Raw genomic sequence first — 19,209 nt, 5'->3', positions numbered from 1 at the left:
TCCCCCACGCCCGAGCCCCCATCAGGAGGGTGTCCCCGCATGCAGCTCCACGAGATCACCGACGGCCTGCCGGAGCCGGTCCGCAAGGCCTGGGAACGCAGCCTGACCAACGGCCGGGCCGCCCTCAGCCGCCGGACCGTGCTCCGCGCCGGTGCCCTCGCGGCCGGCGCGGGCACCCTCACCGCCTGCGGCATCCCGCCGGCGAAGAGCACCAACGGCACCTCGGGCGAGGCCGCCAACGCCGCCGCGAAGGACCTCTCCGACAGCGACAAGGTGGTCAACTTCTCCAACTGGCCGCTGTACATCGACGTCGACCCCAAGGACGAGCAGAAGCACGCCACCCTCGACGCCTTCACCACGGCCACCGGCGTCAAGGTCAAGTACACCGAGGACGTCAACGACAACGTCGAGTTCTTCGGCAAGGTCAAGCCGCAGCTCGCCGCCGGCCAGGACACCGGGCGCGACATCATGGTCCTCACCGACTGGATGGCCGCCCGGCTGATCCGCCTCGGCTGGGTGCAGAAGCTCGACCAGTCCGAGATCACCACCGCGATCACCAACCTGGAGTCCCGCTTCCGCGCCCCCGACTGGGACCCGGGCCGCCTCTACTCCTACCCGTGGGCGGGCATCCAGGTGGTCATCGCCTACAACAAGAAGGCGACCAAGGGGAAGGCCGTCACCAGCGTCTCCCAGCTGCTCGACGACCCCGAGCTCAAGGGCCGCGTCACCTTCCTGTCGGAGATGCGCGACACCATCGGCATGACCCTGCTCGACATGGGCAAGGACCCGGCGAAGTTCACCGCCGACGACTACGCCGCCGCGATCGCCCGCCTCCAGAAGGGCGTCGACAGCAAGCAGATCCGCAAGTTCACCGGCAACGACTACGGCCAGGAGCTGTCCTCCGGCGACATCGCCGCCTGCGTCGCCTGGGGCGGCGACCTCATCCAGCTCAAGGCCGACAACCCCGACATCGAGTTCGTCGTCCCGGAGGCCGGCTACGTCGCCTCCACCGACAACATGCTGATCCCGGCCCGTGCCCAGCACAAGAAGAACGCCGAACGCCTCATCAACTTCTACTACCGGCCCGAGATAGCCGCCCAGCTCACCGCGGGCATCGGCTACGTCTCCCCGGTCACCGGCGCCCAGACCGAGCTCGCCAAGCTCGACGCCGACGCCGCCGCCAACCCGCTGGTCATCCCCACCCCGGAGATGGCCGCCAAGGTCCACAACTTCCGCAGCCTCACCGAGGCCGAGGAGAGCGACTTCGAGGACAGGTTCTCCAAGCTCATCGGCGCCTGACCACCGCCCCCGACCCCCGGCCTCGGAAGAAGGACCCCACGACCATGACCGATCAGGCGACCGCCACCACCGCACAGGCCACCGGCCCCGCCAAGACCCCCTCGGGCGGCGACGTCCGGCTCACCGGCATCAGCAAGACCTACGGCAGCTCCACCGCCGTCCACCCGCTCGACCTGACGATCCCCCAGGGCTCATTCTTCGCCCTGCTCGGCGCGTCCGGCTGCGGCAAGACCACCACCCTGCGCATGATCGCCGGCCTGGAGGACCCGACCTCCGGCACCGTCCTCATCGGCGGCCAGGACGTCACCGCCCTGCCCCCGTACAAGCGGCCGGTCAACACCGTCTTCCAGAGCTACGCGCTCTTCCCGCACCTCGACATCTACGAGAACGTCGCCTTCGGCCTGCGCCGCCGCGGCAAGAAGGACGTCAAGAAGCAGGTCGAGGACATGCTGGAGCTGGTCGAGCTCGGCCCGCTCGCCCGCCGCAAGCCGCACCAGCTGTCCGGCGGCCAGCAGCAGCGCGTCGCCGTCGCCCGCGCCCTCATCAACCACCCCCAGGTCCTGCTCCTCGACGAGCCGCTCGGCGCACTCGACCTCAAGCTCCGCCGCCAGATGCAGCTCGAACTCAAGCGCATCCAGACCGAGGTCGGCATCACCTTCGTCCACGTCACCCACGACCAGGAGGAGGCCATGACCATGGCCGACACCATCGCGGTGATGAACGCCGGACGCATCGAACAGCTCGGTGCCCCCGCCGACCTCTACGAGAACCCCGCGACCACCTTCGTCGCCAACTTCCTGGGCCAGTCCAACCTCATCCCCGCCGAGGTCACCGGGAACTCCGGCGACGACCTGCTGCTCAGCGCCGGCGGCACCCGCCTCGCCGTCCCCCGCTCCCGCTGCGCCACCGACGCCACCAAGGTCCACCTCGGCGTCCGCCCGGAGAAGATCACCATCGCGCACTCCTCCGCCGACGTCCCCGAGGACCGCAACCGCCTGGTCGGCACCGTCGTCGACTCCAGCTTCATCGGCGTCTCCACCCAGTACACCGTCCGCACCGGCACCGGCCAGGACATCGCCGTCTTCGAGCAGAACATGGAGCGCGACGGCCGGATCGTCCCCGGCGCCACCGTCCAGGTCCACTGGAACCCCGCCCACTCCTTCGCGCTCGACGCCTCCCAGGCGATCGACGCCGGCACCGCGGAGGAGGACGCGTGACCACCACCACCGAGGCGGCCCCCCTCCAGGAGGCCGCAGCACCCCCCGCACCCCGGCGCACCCGGCGCAAGCTCGTCCCGTACTGGCTGCTGCTGCCCGGTATCGCCTGGCTCGTGGTCTTCTTCGCGGTGCCGATGGTCTACCAGGGCTCCACCTCCCTGCAGACCGGCTCCCTGGAGGAGGGCTTCCGCGTCACCTGGCACTTCGCCACCTACTGGGACGCCTTCACCGAGTACAAGTGGCACTTCGTCCGCTCCTTCGCGTACGCCGCCACCGCCACCGTGCTCTGCCTCGCCATCGGCTACCCGCTCGCCTACACCATCGCCTTCAAGGCCAGCAAGCGGTGGCGCAACGTCATCCTCATCCTGGTGATCGCGCCCTTCTTCACCAGCTTCCTGATCCGCACCCTGGCCTGGAAGACCATCCTGTCCGACGGCGGCTACGTGGTCGGCGCGCTCAACGCCCTGCACGTCCTCGACGTCACCGACGGCCTCGGCCTCACCGCCGGCCACCGCGTCCTCGCCACCCCGCTCGCCGTGGTCTGCGGCCTCACCTACAACTTCCTGCCGTTCATGATCCTCCCGCTCTACACCTCACTGGAGCGGATCGACCCCAGGCTGCACGAGGCCGCCGGCGACCTCTACGCCAAGCCCTTCACGACCTTCCGCAAGGTGACCTTCCCGATCTCCCTGCCGGGCGTCGTCGCAGGCACCCTGCTCACCTTCATCCCCGCCTCCGGCGACTACATCAACGCCCAGCTGCTCGGCTCCCCCAGCGAGCAGATGGTCGGCAACGGCATCCAGAAGCAGTTCCTCAACGTGCTCGACTACCCCACGGCGGCCGCCCTGAGCTTCATCCTGATGGCCCTGATCCTCGGCGTGGTGACGGTCTACATGCGCAAGGCCGGAACGGAGGACCTGGTCTGATGAACAAGGTGTCCAGCTGGCTGCGCCGCAACCTCGTCACCCTCGCGGGCGTCCTCGCCCTCGCCTACCTCGTCCTGCCCAACCTGGTCGTCCTGCTCTTCTCGTTCAACAAGCCCGCCGGCAAGTTCAACTACGAGTGGGCCCAGTTCTCCACCGACGCCTGGACGGACCCCTGCGGCGTCGCCGACATGTGCGGCTCGCTCGTCCTCAGCCTGCAGCTCGCCCTCGCGGCCACCGCCGGGGCCACGATCCTCGGCACCATGGTCGCCTTCGCCCTGGCCCGCTACCGCTTCCGCGGCCGCTCCGCCACCACCGGGCTGATCTTCCTGCCGATGGCCATGCCCGAGGTCGTCATGGCCGCCTCGCTCGGCACGCTCTTCCTCAACATGCGCATCCCGTTCGGCTTCACCACGATCCTGATCGCCCACATCATGTTCTGCCTCAGCTTCGTGGTCACCGCCGTCAAGGCCCGCGTCATGAGCATGGACCCGCGCCTCGAACAGGCCGCCCAGGACCTCTACGCCACCCCCGTGCAGACCTTCCTCAAGATCACCCTGCCGCTCGCCGCCCCCGGCATCGCCGCCGGCGCGCTGCTCAGCTTCGCCCTCTCCTTCGACGACTTCATCATCACCCAGTTCAACTCCGGCCCCACGACCGTCACCTTCCCGATGTTCGTCTGGGGCGCCTCGCAGCGCGGCATCCCCGTCCAGGTCAACGTGATCGGCACCGCGATGTTCGTCGCGGCCGTCGTCCTCACCGTCGCCGGACAGTGGATCGGCAACCGCCGGAAGGCCCGCGCCTGATGAACCGTCACACCACCGCCCCGTTCTACTGACCAGAGTCCGGACGACCACCAGAAAGCGGCTGATACGGCATGGACTCCGCCCGTGCGCTCAGTGACGTCAAACCCACCTCGTTCTGGCTGGAGGACCCGGGTCGGCCCGAGGCCCTCCCCGCCCTCGTCGGCGACACCACCTGCGACCTGCTGGTCGTCGGCGGCGGCTACTCCGGCCTGTGGACGGCACTCCTCGCCAAGGAACGCGACCCCTCGCAGGACGTCGTCCTCGTCGAGGCCGACGAGGTGGGCTGGGCGGCCTCCGGGCGCAACGGCGGATTCTGTGCCGCCAGCCTCACCCACGGCTTCGGCAACGGCCTGCAGCGCTGGCCCGCCGAACTGAACCGCCTCGAAGAACTCGGCCGCGCCAACCTCGACGCCATCGAGAACACCCTCAAGCAGTACGACCTCGACTGCGAGTGGGAACGCACCGGCGAGATCGACGTCGCCACCGAGCCCCACCAGCTCGACGAACTCCACGAGGTCGCCGAGGCCCTCGCCGAGCACGGCCTCGACATCACCGTCCTCGACGCCGACCAGGTGCGCCGCGAGGTCGACTCGCCCACCTTCCTCGGCGGGCTCTGGGACCGCGACGGCGTCGCCATGGTCCACCCCGCCAAACTCGCCTGGGGCCTCAAGAAGGCCTGCCTCGAGCAGGGCGTCCGCATCCACGAGCGCACCAGGGCCCTCACCCTCACCGAGCACGGCAGCGGCATGGCCGTCCGCACCCCCTACGGCCGGGTCTTCGCCCGCCGCGTCGCCCTCGGCACCAACGTCTTCCCGTCCCTGCTCAAGCGCGTCCGCCCCTACATCGTCCCGGTCTACGACTACGCCCTCATGACCGAGCCCCTCGACGACGAGCAGATGGCCGCGATCGGCTGGCGCGGCCGCCAGGGCCTCGGCGACAGCGCCAACCAGTTCCACTACTTCCGGCTCTCCGCCGACAACCGCATCCTCTGGGGCGGCTACGACGCCATCTACCACTACGGCGGCAAGGTCCGCGCCGAACACGACCAGCGCCCCGACACCTTCCGCACCCTCTCCCGGCAGTTCTTCGAGACCTTCCCCCAACTCGAAGGACTCCGCTTCACCCACGCCTGGGGCGGCGCCATCGACACCTGCAGCCGCTTCTCCGCCTTCTTCGACACCGCCCACCGCGGCCGCGTCGCCTACGCCGCCGGCTTCACCGGCCTCGGCGTCGGCGCCACCCGCTTCGGCGCCGAGGTCATGCTCGACCTCCTCGCCGGCGAACGCACCGAACGCACCGAACTGGAGATGGTCCGCAAGAAGCCGCTGCCCTTCCCGCCCGAACCCGTCCGCTGGGCCGGCATCGAACTCACCCGCTGGTCGCTCGACCGCGCCGACCGCCACGGCGGCCGGCGCAACCTCTGGCTGCGTACCCTGGACCGCCTCGGCCTCGGCTTCGACAGCTGACCGCGGCGCCGGCCCGACCGCCGGCGCCACAGCGGGGCGCACCGCAGCCACCCGGCCCGGTGCGCCCCGCGGCGCGTCCGCGTTCGTGCCCGTGCGCACCTTCCGTCCGTCACGGGCGCCGGAAATCCGAACCGGCCGGAACCGCCGAAACCGTGTAAGAACCCGCACCCGCCGCCCTCTCCCCGGTGAGCGACCCCGACCCGTCCCCCGAGGAGCACCGATGCCGCCCACCGCCCGCACCGCCGCAGCCTGGCTCGCCGCGGCCGCCCCCGACCCCCGCGCCTTCCTGCGCACCTGGGAACGGAACGGCCGTCGCCCCGCCCCGCTGCCCGCCGGTCGTCAGTGGGACGCCGTCCTCACCCCCCGCCCCCTCGGCCGCACCGCCCTCGACGCCCTCGCCCGCCTCCCCGGACCGGGCCCCGTCCTCCAGGACCGCACCGCCGGCACCGTCGCCTTCCTCGTCCCCACCGGCACCGCCGACGGCTGGCTCGCCTCCGGCATCCGCACCCTCGGCCACGGCACCGCCCTCACCGTCCCCCATCCGGACGGGACCGACCGCACCCTCCACTGGCTGATCCCCCCGGACGCCACCGGCCGACTCGTCGACCCCCGCAGACTCGAACTCGCCCTCCACGCCGCCGCCGCCCGCCTCACCGGACTCCCGTGAACCCACCGGCCTCCCGCGGACCCGCGGTCGAACGGACGGCCGAACCACCCGCCGCCCGGCCACCGCGAGGCCGAACCGCGCCAGACTGGACGCATGACCGCAAGCGCGCTCGCCGACGAGCACCTCCGGCTGCTGGAGACCGCCCAGCCGCTCTGCCTCCGGTACGCCCTCGCCCTCGCCGGCCCCGACGCGCTCGCCGCCCACGGCCTCCCCGCCACCCGCTCCACCGGACTCGTCCTCGTCACCGCCGAGGGCCCGCCCCTCGCCGACATCGCAGCCGGCCTCGCCGAACACCTCCGCGCGGCCGGCCACCGCGCCGTCGTCCAGCCCGGTACCCCGCGCCAGATCCAGCTGACCGGCACGCCCTGCCCGATCGAACTGCGCAAGGAACCCCTGCGGCACCCCGCCCTGCTGCTCCCCGGCACACCCGTCCCGGTGGTCGCGCTGCCGGACGCCGCCGCGCTCGCCGTGCTCCGCCTCTGCGACCGGGGCCTCCCGGAGGACCTCGCCGCGCTGCACGTGCTGAGCGGCCCGTTCACCGAGGGCGAGCTGCTGGCGCTGGCCGGCGGACTCGACGAGGACTTCCAGGCCGCGGTGCTCGCCGACCGGCTGGAGTCCGCCGCCGCCCTCGTCCACCCGGACGCCGCAGCCCGCTCCGCCTGGGCGCAGGCCTGGGCACAGGACCTCCGACTGGACCTGATGGAGGTCCGGGAGGACCTCGACGGGCTGCACGACCCCTATCTGGAGGACGTCGAGGCGGAGCAGCCCGACGACCTGTAAGGGTGAATCTCCGTTCCCCGTCATGCTGCTCGTTGAGGCTCGGCGGCAGGGTCCGCAGACTGGATTACGAGCGCGGGAGCCCCGTGATCCCGTCGTCCGGACGAAGCCGGGCGGCGCCGTTACCACGTACCGGCGGCCCACACACCGCACGGGACTTCGGAGGCAGACGATCTTGAGCAAGTCCAGCCCGAACAAGCACGTCACCCACTGGATCGGTGGCGCTCCCGTCGCCACTGCCGGCGCCGCGCCCCGCCGCGGTGACATCTTCGACCCGGCCACCGGACAGGTGTCGGGCCAGGTCGACTTCGCCGAGATCGCCGAGGTCGACCAGGCCGTCGCCGCTGCGGCCTCGGCGTTCGCCGAGTGGCGTCGTTCGTCCGTGGCCAAGCGCACCCAGGTGCTCTTCCGCTTCCGCGAGCTGTTCAACGCCCGCAAGGACGAGCTCGCGTCGATCATCGTCTCGGAGCACGGCAAGGTGCACTCGGACGCGCTCGGCGAGCTCGCCCGCGGCCTGGAGGTCGTGGAGTACGCCTGCGGCATCCCGCAGCTCTCCAAGGGCGGCTTCTCCGAGCAGGCGTCCACCGGCATCGACGTCTACTCGATCCGCCAGCCGCTCGGCCCGGTCGCGATCATCTCGCCGTTCAACTTCCCCGCCATGGTGCCGATGTGGTTCTTCCCGATCGCCATCGCGACCGGCAACACGGTCGTCCTGAAGCCCTCCGAGAAGGACCCGTCCGCCGCCAACTTCCTCGCCGAGCTGTGGAAGGAGGCCGGCCTGCCGGACGGCGTCTTCAACGTCGTGCACGGTGACAAGGTCGCGGTCGACCGCCTGCTGGAGCACCCCGACATCAAGTCGGTCAGCTTCGTCGGCTCCACCCCGATCGCCCGCTACGTCTACGAGACCGGCACCCGTTACGGCAAGCGGGTCCAGGCGCTCGGCGGCGCGAAGAACCACATGCTGGTGCTGCCCGACGCCGACCTCGACCTGAGCGCCGACGCCGCCGTCAACGCGGGCTTCGGTGCGGCCGGCGAGCGCTGCATGGCGGTCTCCGTCCTGGTCGCCGTCGACCCGATCGGCGACGAGCTGGTCGAGAAGATCAAGTCCCGCGTCGCCACGCTGAAGGTCGGCCCCGGCTGCAACGGCGACTCCGAGATGGGCCCGCTGGTCACCGGCCAGCACCGCGACAAGGTCACCTCGTACGTCGAGTCCGGCCTCGCCGACGGTGCCGAGCTGGCGATCGACGGCCGCAAGCACGACATCGCCGCCGAGGACGTCAACGGCGCCCCGACCGCGGACGGCTTCTGGCTCGGCCCCACCCTGTTCGACCACGTGAAGCCGGGCATGTCCGTCTACAGCGACGAGATCTTCGGCCCCGTCCTCTCGGTCGTCCGGGTCTCCAGCTACGAAGAGGGCCTGGCCCTCATCAACAGCAACCCGTACGGCAACGGCACGGCCATCTTCACCAACGACGGCGGCGCTGCCCGGCGCTTCCAGAACGAGGTGGAGGTCGGCATGGTCGGCATCAACGTGCCGATCCCCGTCCCCGTCGCCTACTACTCCTTCGGCGGCTGGAAGGCCTCGCTCTTCGGCGACGCCCACGCCTATGGCCCCGACGGCGTGCAGTTCTTCACCCGCGGCAAGGTCGTGACCCAGCGCTGGCTCGACCCGTCGCACGGCGGCATCAACCTCGGCTTCCCCACGAACAGCTGAGCCGCCCCCGCTCCACCGACCGACGACCGGCCGGACCCTTTCCCCCAGGGTCCGGCCGGTTCGTTTGCATCCGCTCCCCGTTCGGCGTAGTGTTGACTGGTCGCTCGGCAGGGAGCACCGGACACGCGTCTGCGCGGACGGCCCCGGAGCGGCCAATCCCTTGAAACACCACTTCCAGATCCTCACCGGGTCGCGTCTTGTCGCGTCCCCGTGCGAATTCGGCGTGCGCGTTTTGGGGATTGTGTTCGGGCTGGCGCCGGATTCGCTTTTCGGAGCGGGGATCGGCTAAGGTTTGAAACGTCGGACGGGCCGTCAGGCCGGTTCCGACAAAGCGGTGAAGAAAGCAAGTCGGTGAAGAGCACGGACTCGGATCTGATAAGCTGGAAACACGAAAGAGCGAAACGCCCGGAGGGTCCGCTGGAAGGCGGTCCGAAGGAAGTGTCCGTTCCTTGAGAACTCAACAGCGTGCCAAAAGTCAACGCCAGATATGTTGACATCCCCGGCCGGTCGGGCAATCGATCGGTTGGAGATTCCTTTTGAAATAACACAGCGAGGACGCAGTGCGCGGGATCACCCTATTCCGGTGGTTGCCGTGCCGCTCAACGCGAGTGTGCACCCGATGACGGGTAATCATTCACGGAGAGTTTGATCCTGGCTCAGGACGAACGCTGGCGGCGTGCTTAACACATGCAAGTCGAACGGTGAAGCCCTTCGGGGTGGATCAGTGGCGAACGGGTGAGTAACACGTGGGCAATCTGCCCTGCACTCTGGGACAAGCCCTGGAAACGGGGTCTAATACCGGATACGACCTTCCTCTGCATGGGGGTTGGTGGAAAGCTCCGGCGGTGCAGGATGAGCCCGCGGCCTATCAGCTTGTTGGTGGGGTAATGGCCTACCAAGGCGACGACGGGTAGCCGGCCTGAGAGGGCGACCGGCCACACTGGGACTGAGACACGGCCCAGACTCCTACGGGAGGCAGCAGTGGGGAATATTGCACAATGGGCGAAAGCCTGATGCAGCGACGCCGCGTGAGGGATGACGGCCTTCGGGTTGTAAACCTCTTTCAGCAGGGAAGAAGCGCAAGTGACGGTACCTGCAGAAGAAGCACCGGCTAACTACGTGCCAGCAGCCGCGGTAATACGTAGGGTGCGAGCGTTGTCCGGAATTATTGGGCGTAAAGAGCTCGTAGGCGGCCTGTCGCGTCGGATGTGAAAGCCCGGGGCTTAACCCCGGGTCTGCATTCGATACGGGCAGGCTAGAGTGTGGTAGGGGAGATCGGAATTCCTGGTGTAGCGGTGAAATGCGCAGATATCAGGAGGAACACCGGTGGCGAAGGCGGATCTCTGGGCCATTACTGACGCTGAGGAGCGAAAGCGTGGGGAGCGAACAGGATTAGATACCCTGGTAGTCCACGCCGTAAACGTTGGGAACTAGGTGTTGGCGACATTCCACGTCGTCGGTGCCGCAGCTAACGCATTAAGTTCCCCGCCTGGGGAGTACGGCCGCAAGGCTAAAACTCAAAGGAATTGACGGGGGCCCGCACAAGCAGCGGAGCATGTGGCTTAATTCGACGCAACGCGAAGAACCTTACCAAGGCTTGACATACACCGGAAACTGGTAGAGATATCAGCCCCCTTGTGGTCGGTGTACAGGTGGTGCATGGTTGTCGTCAGCTCGTGTCGTGAGATGTTGGGTTAAGTCCCGCAACGAGCGCAACCCTTGTTCTGTGTTGCCAGCGAGTAATGTCGGGGACTCACAGGAGACTGCCGGGGTCAACTCGGAGGAAGGTGGGGACGACGTCAAATCATCATGCCCCTTATGTCTTGGGCTGCACACGTGCTACAATGGCCGGTACAAAGGGCTGCGATGCCGTGAGGCGGAGCGAATCCCAAAAAGCCGGTCTCAGTTCGGATTGGGGTCTGCAACTCGACCCCATGAAGTTGGAGTTGCTAGTAATCGCAGATCAGCATGCTGCGGTGAATACGTTCCCGGGCCTTGTACACACCGCCCGTCACGTCACGAAAGTCGGTAACACCCGAAGCCGGTGGCCTAACCCTTGGGAGGGAGCCGTCGAAGGTGGGACCAGCGATTGGGACGAAGTCGTAACAAGGTAGCCGTACCGGAAGGTGCGGCTGGATCACCTCCTTTCTAAGGAGCGCACGGCAGCTTCGGACGAGTGTTCCGGAGTGCTAGCTCATGGGTGGAACGTTGACTATTCGGCACGGACAGAGTCATGGACGCTAGTACTGCTTCGGCGTGGAACGCGTGATGTGAACTGTTCGGGTCGGGCACGCTGTTGGGTCCTGAGGGAACGAAGGTTTCCTCGTGGATGCCGGCTCCACTTGATGCACTCTCGGGTGTGGATGGTGGGTGTCTGGTCGTTGTTTGAGAACTGCACAGTGGACGCGAGCATCTGTGGCCAAGTTTTTAAGGGCGCACGGTGGATGCCTTGGCACCAGGAACCGATGAAGGACGTGGGAGGCCGCGATAGGCCCCGGGGAGCTGTCAACCGAGCTTTGATCCGGGGGTGTCCGAATGGGGAAACCCGGCAGTCGTCATGGGCTGTCACCCTTACCTGAACACATAGGGTAAGTGGAGGGAACGCGGGGAAGTGAAACATCTCAGTACCCGCAGGAAGAGAAAACAACCGTGATTCCGGGAGTAGTGGCGAGCGAAACCGGATGAGGCTAAACCTTGAGCGTGTGAGACCCGGCAGGGGTTGCGCTCGGGGGGTTGTGGGAATGAGCTTGATCGGTCTGCCGGCCGGTCGGCGAGTCAGAAACCGTTGGTGTAGTCGAAGGACATGCGAAAGGTCCGGCGTAGAGGGTAAGACCCCCGTAGACGAAACATTAGCGGCTTGCTTGCTCATCTCCCAAGTAGCACGGGGCCCGAGAAATCCCGTGTGAATCTGGCGGGACCACCCGCTAAGCCTAAATATTCCCTGGTGACCGATAGCGGATAGTACCGTGAGGGAATGGTGAAAAGTACCGCGGGAGCGGAGTGAAATAGTACCTGAAACCGTGTGCCTACAAGCCGTGGGGGCAGTCTTCGGACTGTGACTGCGTGCCTTTTGAAGAATGAGCCTGCGAGTTTGCGGTGTGTAGCGAGGTTAACCCGTGTGGGGTAGCCGTAGCGAAAGCGAGTCCGAATAGGGCGTTTGAGTTGCATGCCCAAGACCCGAAGCGGAGTGATCTAGCCATGGGCAGGTTGAAGCGCGGGTAAGACCGTGTGGAGGACCGAACCCACCAGGGTTGAAAACCTGGGGGATGACCTGTGGTTAGGGGTGAAAGGCCAATCAAACTCCGTGATAGCTGGTTCTCCCCGAAATGCATTTAGGTGCAGCGTCGCGTGTTTCTTGCCGGAGGTAGAGCACTGGATAGGCGATGGGCCTCACCGGGTTACTGACCTTAGCCAAACTCCGAATGCCGGTAAGTGAGAGCGCGGCAGTGAGACTGTGGGGGATAAGCTCCATGGTCGAGAGGGAAACAGCCCAGAACACCGACTAAGGTCCCTAAGCGTGTGCTAAGTGGGAAAGGATGTGGAGTCGCAGAGACAACCAGGAGGTTGGCTTAGAAGCAGCCACCCTTGAAAGAGTGCGTAATAGCTCACTGGTCAAGTGATTCCGCGCCGACAATGTAGCGGGGCTCAAGCACATCACCGAAGTCGTGTCATTGCAGCAATACTCCCAACGGAGGCTGTGATGGGTAGGGGAGCGTCGTGTGCCGGGTGAAGCGGCCGAGGAATCGAGTCGTGGACGGTTCACGAGTGAGAATGCAGGCATGAGTAGCGATACAAGAGTGGGAAACTCTTGCGCCGATTGACCAAGGGTTCCTGGGTCAAGCTGATCTGCCCAGGGTAAGTCGGGACCTAAGGCGAGGCCGACAGGCGTAGTCGATGGACAACGGGTTGATATTCCCGTACCCGCTTTGAAGCGCCAACGCTGAACCCTCTGATGCTAAGCCCGTGAAGCCGTCCTGGATCCTTCGGGTGAAGGGGAGTGGTGGAGCCGGTGGCCCAAGGTGGTAGTAGGTGAGCGATGGGGTGACGCAGGAAGGTAGTCCAGCCCGGGCGGTGGTTGTCCCGGGGTAAGGGTGTAGGACGCAGGGTAGGCAAATCCGCCCTGCACGTAGTCTGAGACCTGATGCCGAGCCGATTGTGGTGAAGTGGATGATCCTATGCTGTCGAGAAAAGCCTCTAGCGAGTTTCATGGCGGCCCGTACCCCAAACCGACTCAGGTGGTCAGGTAGAGAATACCGAGGCGTTCGGGTGAACTGTGGTTAAGGAACTCGGCAAAATGCCCCCGTAACTTCGGGAGAAGGGGGGCCAGCCCTGGTGATGACCTTTACGGTCTGAGCTGGGGGTGGCCGCAGAGACCAGCGAGAAGCGACTGTTTACTAAAAACACAGGTCCGTGCGAAGCCGTAAGGCGATGTATACGGACTGACGCCTGCCCGGTGCTGGAACGTTAAGGGGACCGGTTAGTCCGATTTCGGTCGGGCGAAGCTGAGAACTTAAGCGCCAGTAAACGGCGGTGGTAACTATAACCATCCTAAGGTAGCGAAATTCCTTGTCGGGTAAGTTCCGACCTGCACGAATGGCGTAACGACTTCTCGACTGTCTCAACCACAGGCCCGGTGAAATTGCATTACGAGTAAAGATGCTCGTTTCGCGCAGCAGGACGGAAAGACCCCGGGACCTTTACTATAGCTTGATATTGGTGTTCGGTTCGGCTTGTGTAGGATAGGTGGGAGACTGTGAAGCAGCAACGCCAGTTGTTGTGGAGTCGCCGTTGAAATACCACTCTGGTCGTGCTGGATGTCTAACCTGGGTCCGTGATCCGGATCAGGGACAGTGTCTGGTGGGTAGTTTAACTGGGGCGGTTGCCTCCTAAAGGGTAACGGAGGCGCCCAAAGGTTCCCTCAGCCTGGTTGGCAATCAGGTGTTGAGTGTAAGTGCACAAGGGAGCTTGACTGTGAGACTGACGGGTCGAGCAGGTACGAAAGTAGGGACTAGTGATCCGGCGGTGGCTTGTGGAAGCGCCGTCGCTCAACGGATAAAAGGTACCCCGGGGATAACAGGCTGATCTTCCCCAAGAGTCCATATCGACGGGATGGTTTGGCACCTCGATGTCGGCTCGTCGCATCCTGGGGCTGGAGTAGGTCCCAAGGGTTGGGCTGTTCGCCCATTAAAGCGGTACGCGAGCTGGGTTTAGAACGTCGTGAGACAGTTCGGTCCCTATCCGCTGTGCGCGTAGGAGTGTTGAGAAGGGCTGTCCCTAGTACGAGAGGACCGGGACGGACGAACCTCTGGTGTGCCAGTTGTCCTGCCAAGGGCATGGCTGGTTGGCTACGTTCGGGAGGGATAACCGCTGAAAGCATCTAAGCGGGAAGCCTGCTTCGAGATGAGCACTCCCACCTCCTTGAGAGGGTAAGGCTCCCAGTAGACGACTGGGTTGATAGGCCGGATATGGAAGCCCAGTAATGGGTGGAGTTGACCGGTACTAATAGGCCGAGGGCTTGTCCTCAGTTGCTCGCGTCCACTGTGTTGGTTCTGAAACCACGAACAGGCCATGTCTGTGTCGGAGAGTTTCATAGTGTTTCGGTGGTCATAGCGCGAGGGAAACGCCCGGTTACATTCCGAACCCGGAAGCTAAGCCTCGTAGCGCCGATGGTACTGCAGGGGGGACCCTGTGGGAGAGTAGGACGCCGCCGAACAATTCTTCAAAGAGAAGCCCCCTCCCCTTTGGGAGGGGGCTTCTCTGCGTTAGCCTTCGCCAATGCAGAACCTGACGCTCACCTGGCAGGCCTCGGCCGGCGCATCCGCGGCGCTGTACGCCTCGGCCTTCGTCGCCGGGCGGGCCCGTCGTGCGACGCCGGCGGCCCTGCTGAGAGAGGCCGGCACGCTCCTCGCGCTGTTCGCACTCTGGCAGGTGGTCGGTCATCTCTCGGTGATGAGCACGGACCACGCGCTGGACCGGGCGGAGTGGATCCACCGCACGGAGCTGGCCTTCGGCCTGCCCGACGAGGTGGCCTGGCAGCGGGCGGTGGTGCCGCATCCGTGGCTCGTCCAGGGGGCGAACTACTACTACGCCACCATGCACTTCGGGGTGATGCTCGTCCTGCTGCTGTGGCTGTTCCTGAAGCACCGGGAGAACTACGCCTGGGTTCGGACCACGGTGGTGGCGACCACGGCCGCCTGCCTGCTCATCCAGTTCATTCCGGTCGCGCCGCCGCGCATGCTGCCGGGGAACGGGTTCGTCGACCTGGCCGTGCAGTACGGGCAGTCCGTGTACGGCGGCGCGGTGGCCGGCGTGGTGCCGGACCAGCTTTCGGCGATGCCCTCGGTACACGTGGCCTGGTGCGTGATCGTGGCGGTGGCCGTCGTGGTGGTCGGCCGGAGCCGCTGGCGCTGGCTGGTCGTGCTGCACCCGGTGCTGACCGTGGTGGTGGTCGTGGTGACCGCGAACCACTTCTGGGCGGACGGGCTGGTCGCGGTGGGCCTGCTGCTGGTGGTCTACCTGGTGCAGCACGCCATGGCGGGCTGGCGGGGTCAGACCGGTGTTCCGGGTGTGGTGCAGGTCCGGGCGGAGGACGGCAGCCGGGACGTGCAGGAGCACAGCCCCGCCGTCCGCTGAGAGGCGGAGCAGGCGGGGCTGCAGGGCTGTGGGGTTGCAGGACTGCGGTTCCGGACACGGCGGTGGGCCGGGCCCCGTGGGGGAGAGGTCCGGCCCACCCGTTCCCGGGGGGGTTACTTGACCGGCAGTGCCGCCCGGCCCCAGCCGCTGTTGGTCAGCGACGCGGTCGCCCAGTACCAGGCCGCGAGGCCGGAGACCGCGGCGACCCAGCCGGCGAGCTTGCCGAGGCCGGAGCTGTCGCCGAAGGCGGCGACCGCACCGAGCAGCAGGGAGACCGTGAGCAGACCGTAGACGGCGCGTCCCAGCCAGCCGCCGCTGTTCCAGCTGGCGAGGGCGAGGGTGAGCGCGAGGAGCGCCCAGAGCAGCAGGAAGAGCCCCGCGGCGTTCTTGCCGGCGCCCTCCGCCGTCGACCAGGTCGCCCAGAACGCGCCGAGGCCGGTGAACGCGGTGCCGGTGAAGCCCTCACCGACGTGGAGCTGCCACAGGCCCGCGACGAACAGCGCGATGCCGCCGACCAGGTGGGTGAGCGACACGGCGTCCTTGACGCCGGCACCGCTGAGGATGCCGGTGGAGAGCAGGCCGTATGCCAGAAGGGTCAGTCCGAGGGCCAGGTATCCGAGAGGACCCGCGTCGGCTCCTGCGGGTCGGGCGTCCGCCCCGGTAGCGACATTGCTCACCGGAGGCTCCTTTCACTGCGTGCCGGGATGGCGGCGTGTTCTGTGGGGGCGCACCGCGACATGGGGGAGCGCGGCGCGTGACGGTGCACGGAGGTGCACAGGAGGTGCGGTGCGGTGCACGGAAAGGTGCGTGAGGTGCTGCGCGATGCCGGGCCGCGGGCGCACGGACGTGGACGTGCGGGCGGTTTCCGGCAGGTGAGGACCGGCGGCGCGGCCGTCGGTCGGTGCCCCTCCGGGGTGATCCCCCGGTGATGGATGTGTACCCGGTCCTGGCGCCTTGTACCCTTGTGAATCACACAATTTGTGCAGTCGTCAGCTGTGTGGTGCCGCGGTCCGACCACCCGGTGAACGGGATTGAACGCCCGGGTGCCCCCGGGACGTTCGCGGCGCCGTCAGGCGTGGCGCTGTTCGGGCACCCGCAGGGTGAGGATCGCCATGTCGTCCGAGGGCGGCTCGGGGGCGAACCGCTCGACGGCGCGCTGGACCCGAGCGGCGACCGCGCCGGCGGTCAACCCGGTGCAGCCGGTGAGGACTTCGGCGAGACCGTCGTCGCCGAGCATCCGTCGGCCTTCGCGGCGCTCGGTGACGCCGTCCGTGACGCAGAGCAGGACCTCGCCCGGGGCGAGGACCAACTCCTCGGCGGTGAGGTCGAGTTCGTCCATGACGCCGAGCAGCGGCTGCGGTGAGGCGGCCTGGTCGACCTGCCCGTCGGTGCGCAGCCGCAGCGGCAGCGGGTGGCCGGCGCAGACCAGGGAGAGCGCGGTGGATCCGTCCGGCCGGGGCGTCAACTCCCCGTACAGCAGGGTGAGGAAGCGGCTGCGGGTGCCCTCGCCGAGGATGGCCGAGTTGAGCCGGGAGAGGACCTGGGGTGCGTCGAGGCCCTCGCGGGCGAGCAGGCGCAGCGAGTTCCGGGCGAGGCCGGTCACCGATGCGGCCTCCGGTCCGGTGCCGCAGACGTCGCCGATGGCGAAGCCGTAGGTGCCCTCGCGGATCGGGAAGATGTCGTAGAAGTCGCCGCCGACCTCGTTGCCCTCGCCGGCGGCCTGGTAGAAGACCTCGACCTCGACGCCGGGGATCTTCGGCAGCTCGGGCGGCAGCAGCGCGCGCTGGAAGGCCTGGCTGGTGGCGGTGCGCTCGGAGTACAGGCGGGAGTTGTCCAGGGCGAGCGCGGCGCGGCGGGAGAGGTCCTCGGCGAGTTCGAGGATCTCCTGGCGGAAGCGGACGCCGCTGCCGACGCCGAGGACGAGCAGGCCGATGACCCGGTTGCGGGCGGCGAGCGGCAGGACGACGGTCTCGCCGAGCAGGCCGGCGAGGGCGGGGCCGTCGCTGAGTCCGAGGCTGCGGGCGGTCTCGACCGGAGCCTTCCAGAACCGGGCGCCCGCGGCGGGGACGGCCTCGGGGGAGGGGGTCTTGTCGAGGACGTCGCGCAGCGGGTCGATGCGGTCCTCGTCCTCGTGCAGGAGGAAGGCGAGGTCGGCGCCGCCGTTCTGCTCGCCGGTGGTGTAGACGGCGCACCAGGCGGCGAGCTTGGGGACGGCCATCTGCGCCATGAGGGCGAGCGTCTGCTCGTGTTCGAGGGTGCCGGCGAGCAGGTCGGAGGCCTCGACGAGGAAGGAGAGCGAGCCGCGGCGCAGCTGTTCGAGCTCGGTGAGGCGGGCGCTCTCCAGCGCGAGGGCGATCCGGTCGGCGGCGAACTGCAGGCGCAGCGCGTCCTCGTTGTCGTAGCGGGCGGGCGCGGCGGCGGCGACGCCGAGCGTGCCGGTGAGGCGGCCCTCGACCTTGAGCGGGACGGTGATGAGGGAGCGCAGGCCACTGCCGTTGAGCAGGGGTGCGGCGGAGGGGCGGACGGAGAGGTCCTCGTGGACGGCGGGGAGCCGGGCGGAGTCGTAGCGGCCGGCGCCGCCGTCGATCGGCAGGCGGGCGTAGCGGCGGCCGGAGCCGGGCAGGCCGGTGGCGGCGCGGACCTCGAACTCGGTCTCGTCGTCGGTGGTGAGCAGCAGGTAGGCGGCGTCGGCGTCGAGCAGGTCGCGGGCGCGGTCGACGATCCGCTGGAGGAGTCCGTCGAGGTCGCCGAGGTCGCCGGCGGAGAGCGGGCCGACGAGCAGGTCGAGGGGCTCGATCGCGGCGGGGACCTCGGCGGCGGTGCCGGGGCTGCGCAGGACGGCGCGGTCGCCGTCCTGGACGAGCAGGCAGAGCGTGGAGGGGATGCCCCGGGGGTCGCGGAGCCGGACCTGGACGCCGTAGACCTCGACGGTCCGGCCGTCGCCGGCGTGGACGCCGAAGCTGCCCTCCCAGCGGGCCAGTCGGAGGGTCTCGGCGAGGCCGAGCCCGGTGCCGGGGGACTGCGGCCAGGCGGCGAGGTCGGACCACGGGCGGCCGAGGGCCTGGTCGGCGCCCTGCCGGAAGAGCGCCTCCGCGTCCGGGTTCCAGCCGCGGACGACGCCCTCGTCGTCGAGCTGCACGACGGCGACGCGCACCGGCCCGTCGGTGTCGGGGAGTTCGCCGCCGGGCAGGCTCGGCACGGCGTAGCGGGTGCCGTGGACGTGCTCGGGCAGGGCGAGCCGGAACCAGACGGTCTTGCGTCCGGCGGCGTACTCGACGCCCCAGCAGGAGGAGAGGGCGGAGCACATGAGCAGGCCGCGGCCGCCCTCGCCGTCCGGGTCGGCGTAGCGGTCGGAGGCGGTGGGTACGTTGGCGAAGGCCGGCAGGCCGCGCTCGGGGTGGTGGTCGGTGACCTCGATGCGGACGGTGTCGACCTCGCGGACGCAACCGACCTCGGCGGCGGTGCCTGCATGGACCACGGCGTTGGTGACGAGTTCGCTGACCAGGACGACGGCGTCGTCGACCACCTCGGGCAGGCCCCAGCCCAGCAGCGCGTCGCGGACGAATCCGCGTGCGGCGGCGGCCGAGCGGCCGGCCGGTTCGAAGGTGGCGGCTGCGCGCGCGGTGACCACGTGCCCACGTCTCCTCTGCTCTGGTCCGGTCTGCTCTTGATCCGGTCTGCTCCGGTCCGGCTGTTCGCTGCCGGGA

11 protein-coding genes and 3 rRNA genes are annotated in these 19,209 nt (G+C 67.9%); 12 read left to right on the top strand and 2 right to left on the bottom strand.

The window, feature by feature from the left end:
• Positions 1-39 precede the first annotated feature (39 nt).
• From KSNIM_RS13465 to KSNIM_RS13410, 12 genes are all read left to right on the top strand, one after another.
• Complete coding sequence (locus KSNIM_RS13465) at positions 40-1,299, top strand: spermidine/putrescine ABC transporter substrate-binding protein (RefSeq protein WP_263103467.1); 1,260 nt, start codon at positions 40-42, stop codon at positions 1,297-1,299.
• 44 nt (positions 1,300-1,343) lie between these two features.
• Positions 1,344-2,516: an ABC transporter ATP-binding protein gene (locus tag KSNIM_RS13460; protein WP_263103466.1), complete on the top strand. Its 1,173-nt coding sequence runs from the start codon at positions 1,344-1,346 to the stop codon at positions 2,514-2,516.
• Positions 2,513-3,442: an ABC transporter permease gene (locus KSNIM_RS13455; RefSeq protein ID WP_263103465.1), complete on the top strand. Its 930-nt coding sequence runs from the start codon at positions 2,513-2,515 to the stop codon at positions 3,440-3,442. Before KSNIM_RS13460 ends, KSNIM_RS13455 begins: the two co-directional genes overlap by 4 nt.
• On the top strand, positions 3,442-4,245 hold the full coding sequence (locus KSNIM_RS13450; protein WP_263103464.1) for an ABC transporter permease: 804 nt from the start codon (positions 3,442-3,444) through the stop codon (positions 4,243-4,245). Before KSNIM_RS13455 ends, KSNIM_RS13450 begins: the two co-directional genes overlap by 1 nt.
• A 71-nt stretch (positions 4,246-4,316) precedes the next feature.
• Complete coding sequence (locus KSNIM_RS13445) at positions 4,317-5,711, top strand: NAD(P)/FAD-dependent oxidoreductase (protein ID WP_263103463.1); 1,395 nt, start codon at positions 4,317-4,319, stop codon at positions 5,709-5,711.
• Between the two features lie 220 nt (positions 5,712-5,931).
• Positions 5,932-6,378 (top strand): hypothetical protein, encoded by a 447-nt coding sequence (locus KSNIM_RS13440; protein WP_263103462.1) that lies wholly within the window; start codon positions 5,932-5,934, stop codon positions 6,376-6,378.
• A 93-nt stretch (positions 6,379-6,471) separates the two neighbouring features.
• A complete protein-coding gene (locus tag KSNIM_RS13435) occupies positions 6,472-7,158 on the top strand; it encodes a hypothetical protein (protein WP_263103461.1) in 687 nt (228 codons plus the stop codon).
• A gap of 172 nt (positions 7,159-7,330) precedes the next feature.
• Positions 7,331-8,869: a CoA-acylating methylmalonate-semialdehyde dehydrogenase gene (locus tag KSNIM_RS13430; RefSeq protein ID WP_263103460.1), complete on the top strand. Its 1,539-nt coding sequence runs from the start codon at positions 7,331-7,333 to the stop codon at positions 8,867-8,869.
• 633 nt (positions 8,870-9,502) lie between these two features.
• Positions 9,503-11,017, top strand: a 16S ribosomal RNA gene (locus KSNIM_RS13425).
• A gap of 269 nt (positions 11,018-11,286) precedes the next feature.
• Positions 11,287-14,392 (top strand): 23S ribosomal RNA (locus KSNIM_RS13420).
• Between the two features lie 73 nt (positions 14,393-14,465).
• Positions 14,466-14,582 (top strand): 5S ribosomal RNA (rrf, locus tag KSNIM_RS13415).
• The 16S, 23S and 5S rRNA genes sit together here, the layout of an rRNA operon.
• A gap of 62 nt (positions 14,583-14,644) precedes the next feature.
• Positions 14,645-15,502, top strand: a complete 858-nt coding sequence (locus tag KSNIM_RS13410) for a phosphatase PAP2 family protein (protein WP_263103459.1) — start codon at positions 14,645-14,647, stop codon at positions 15,500-15,502.
• A 113-nt stretch (positions 15,503-15,615) separates the two neighbouring features.
• On the opposite strand, the gene KSNIM_RS13405 is transcribed toward KSNIM_RS13410, so the two are convergent.
• Complete coding sequence (locus KSNIM_RS13405; protein ID WP_263103458.1) at positions 15,616-16,179, bottom strand: acetate uptake transporter; 564 nt, start codon at positions 16,177-16,179, stop codon at positions 15,616-15,618.
• Positions 16,180-16,571: 392 nt separating this feature from the next.
• The gene (locus KSNIM_RS13400) at positions 16,572-19,133 is read right to left on the bottom strand and encodes a SpoIIE family protein phosphatase (RefSeq protein WP_263103457.1); all 2,562 of its coding nucleotides are present in this window, start codon (positions 19,131-19,133) and stop codon (positions 16,572-16,574) included.
• Between the last annotated feature and the right edge of the window lie 76 nt (positions 19,134-19,209).

This window comes from Kitasatospora sp. DSM 101779, assembly GCF_025655475.1.
Classification (GTDB): Bacteria; Actinomycetota; Actinomycetes; order Streptomycetales; family Streptomycetaceae; genus Kitasatospora.
The sequence above is the reverse complement of the archived record's forward strand: the minus strand, read 5'-3'. Positions and strand labels throughout refer to the sequence as shown.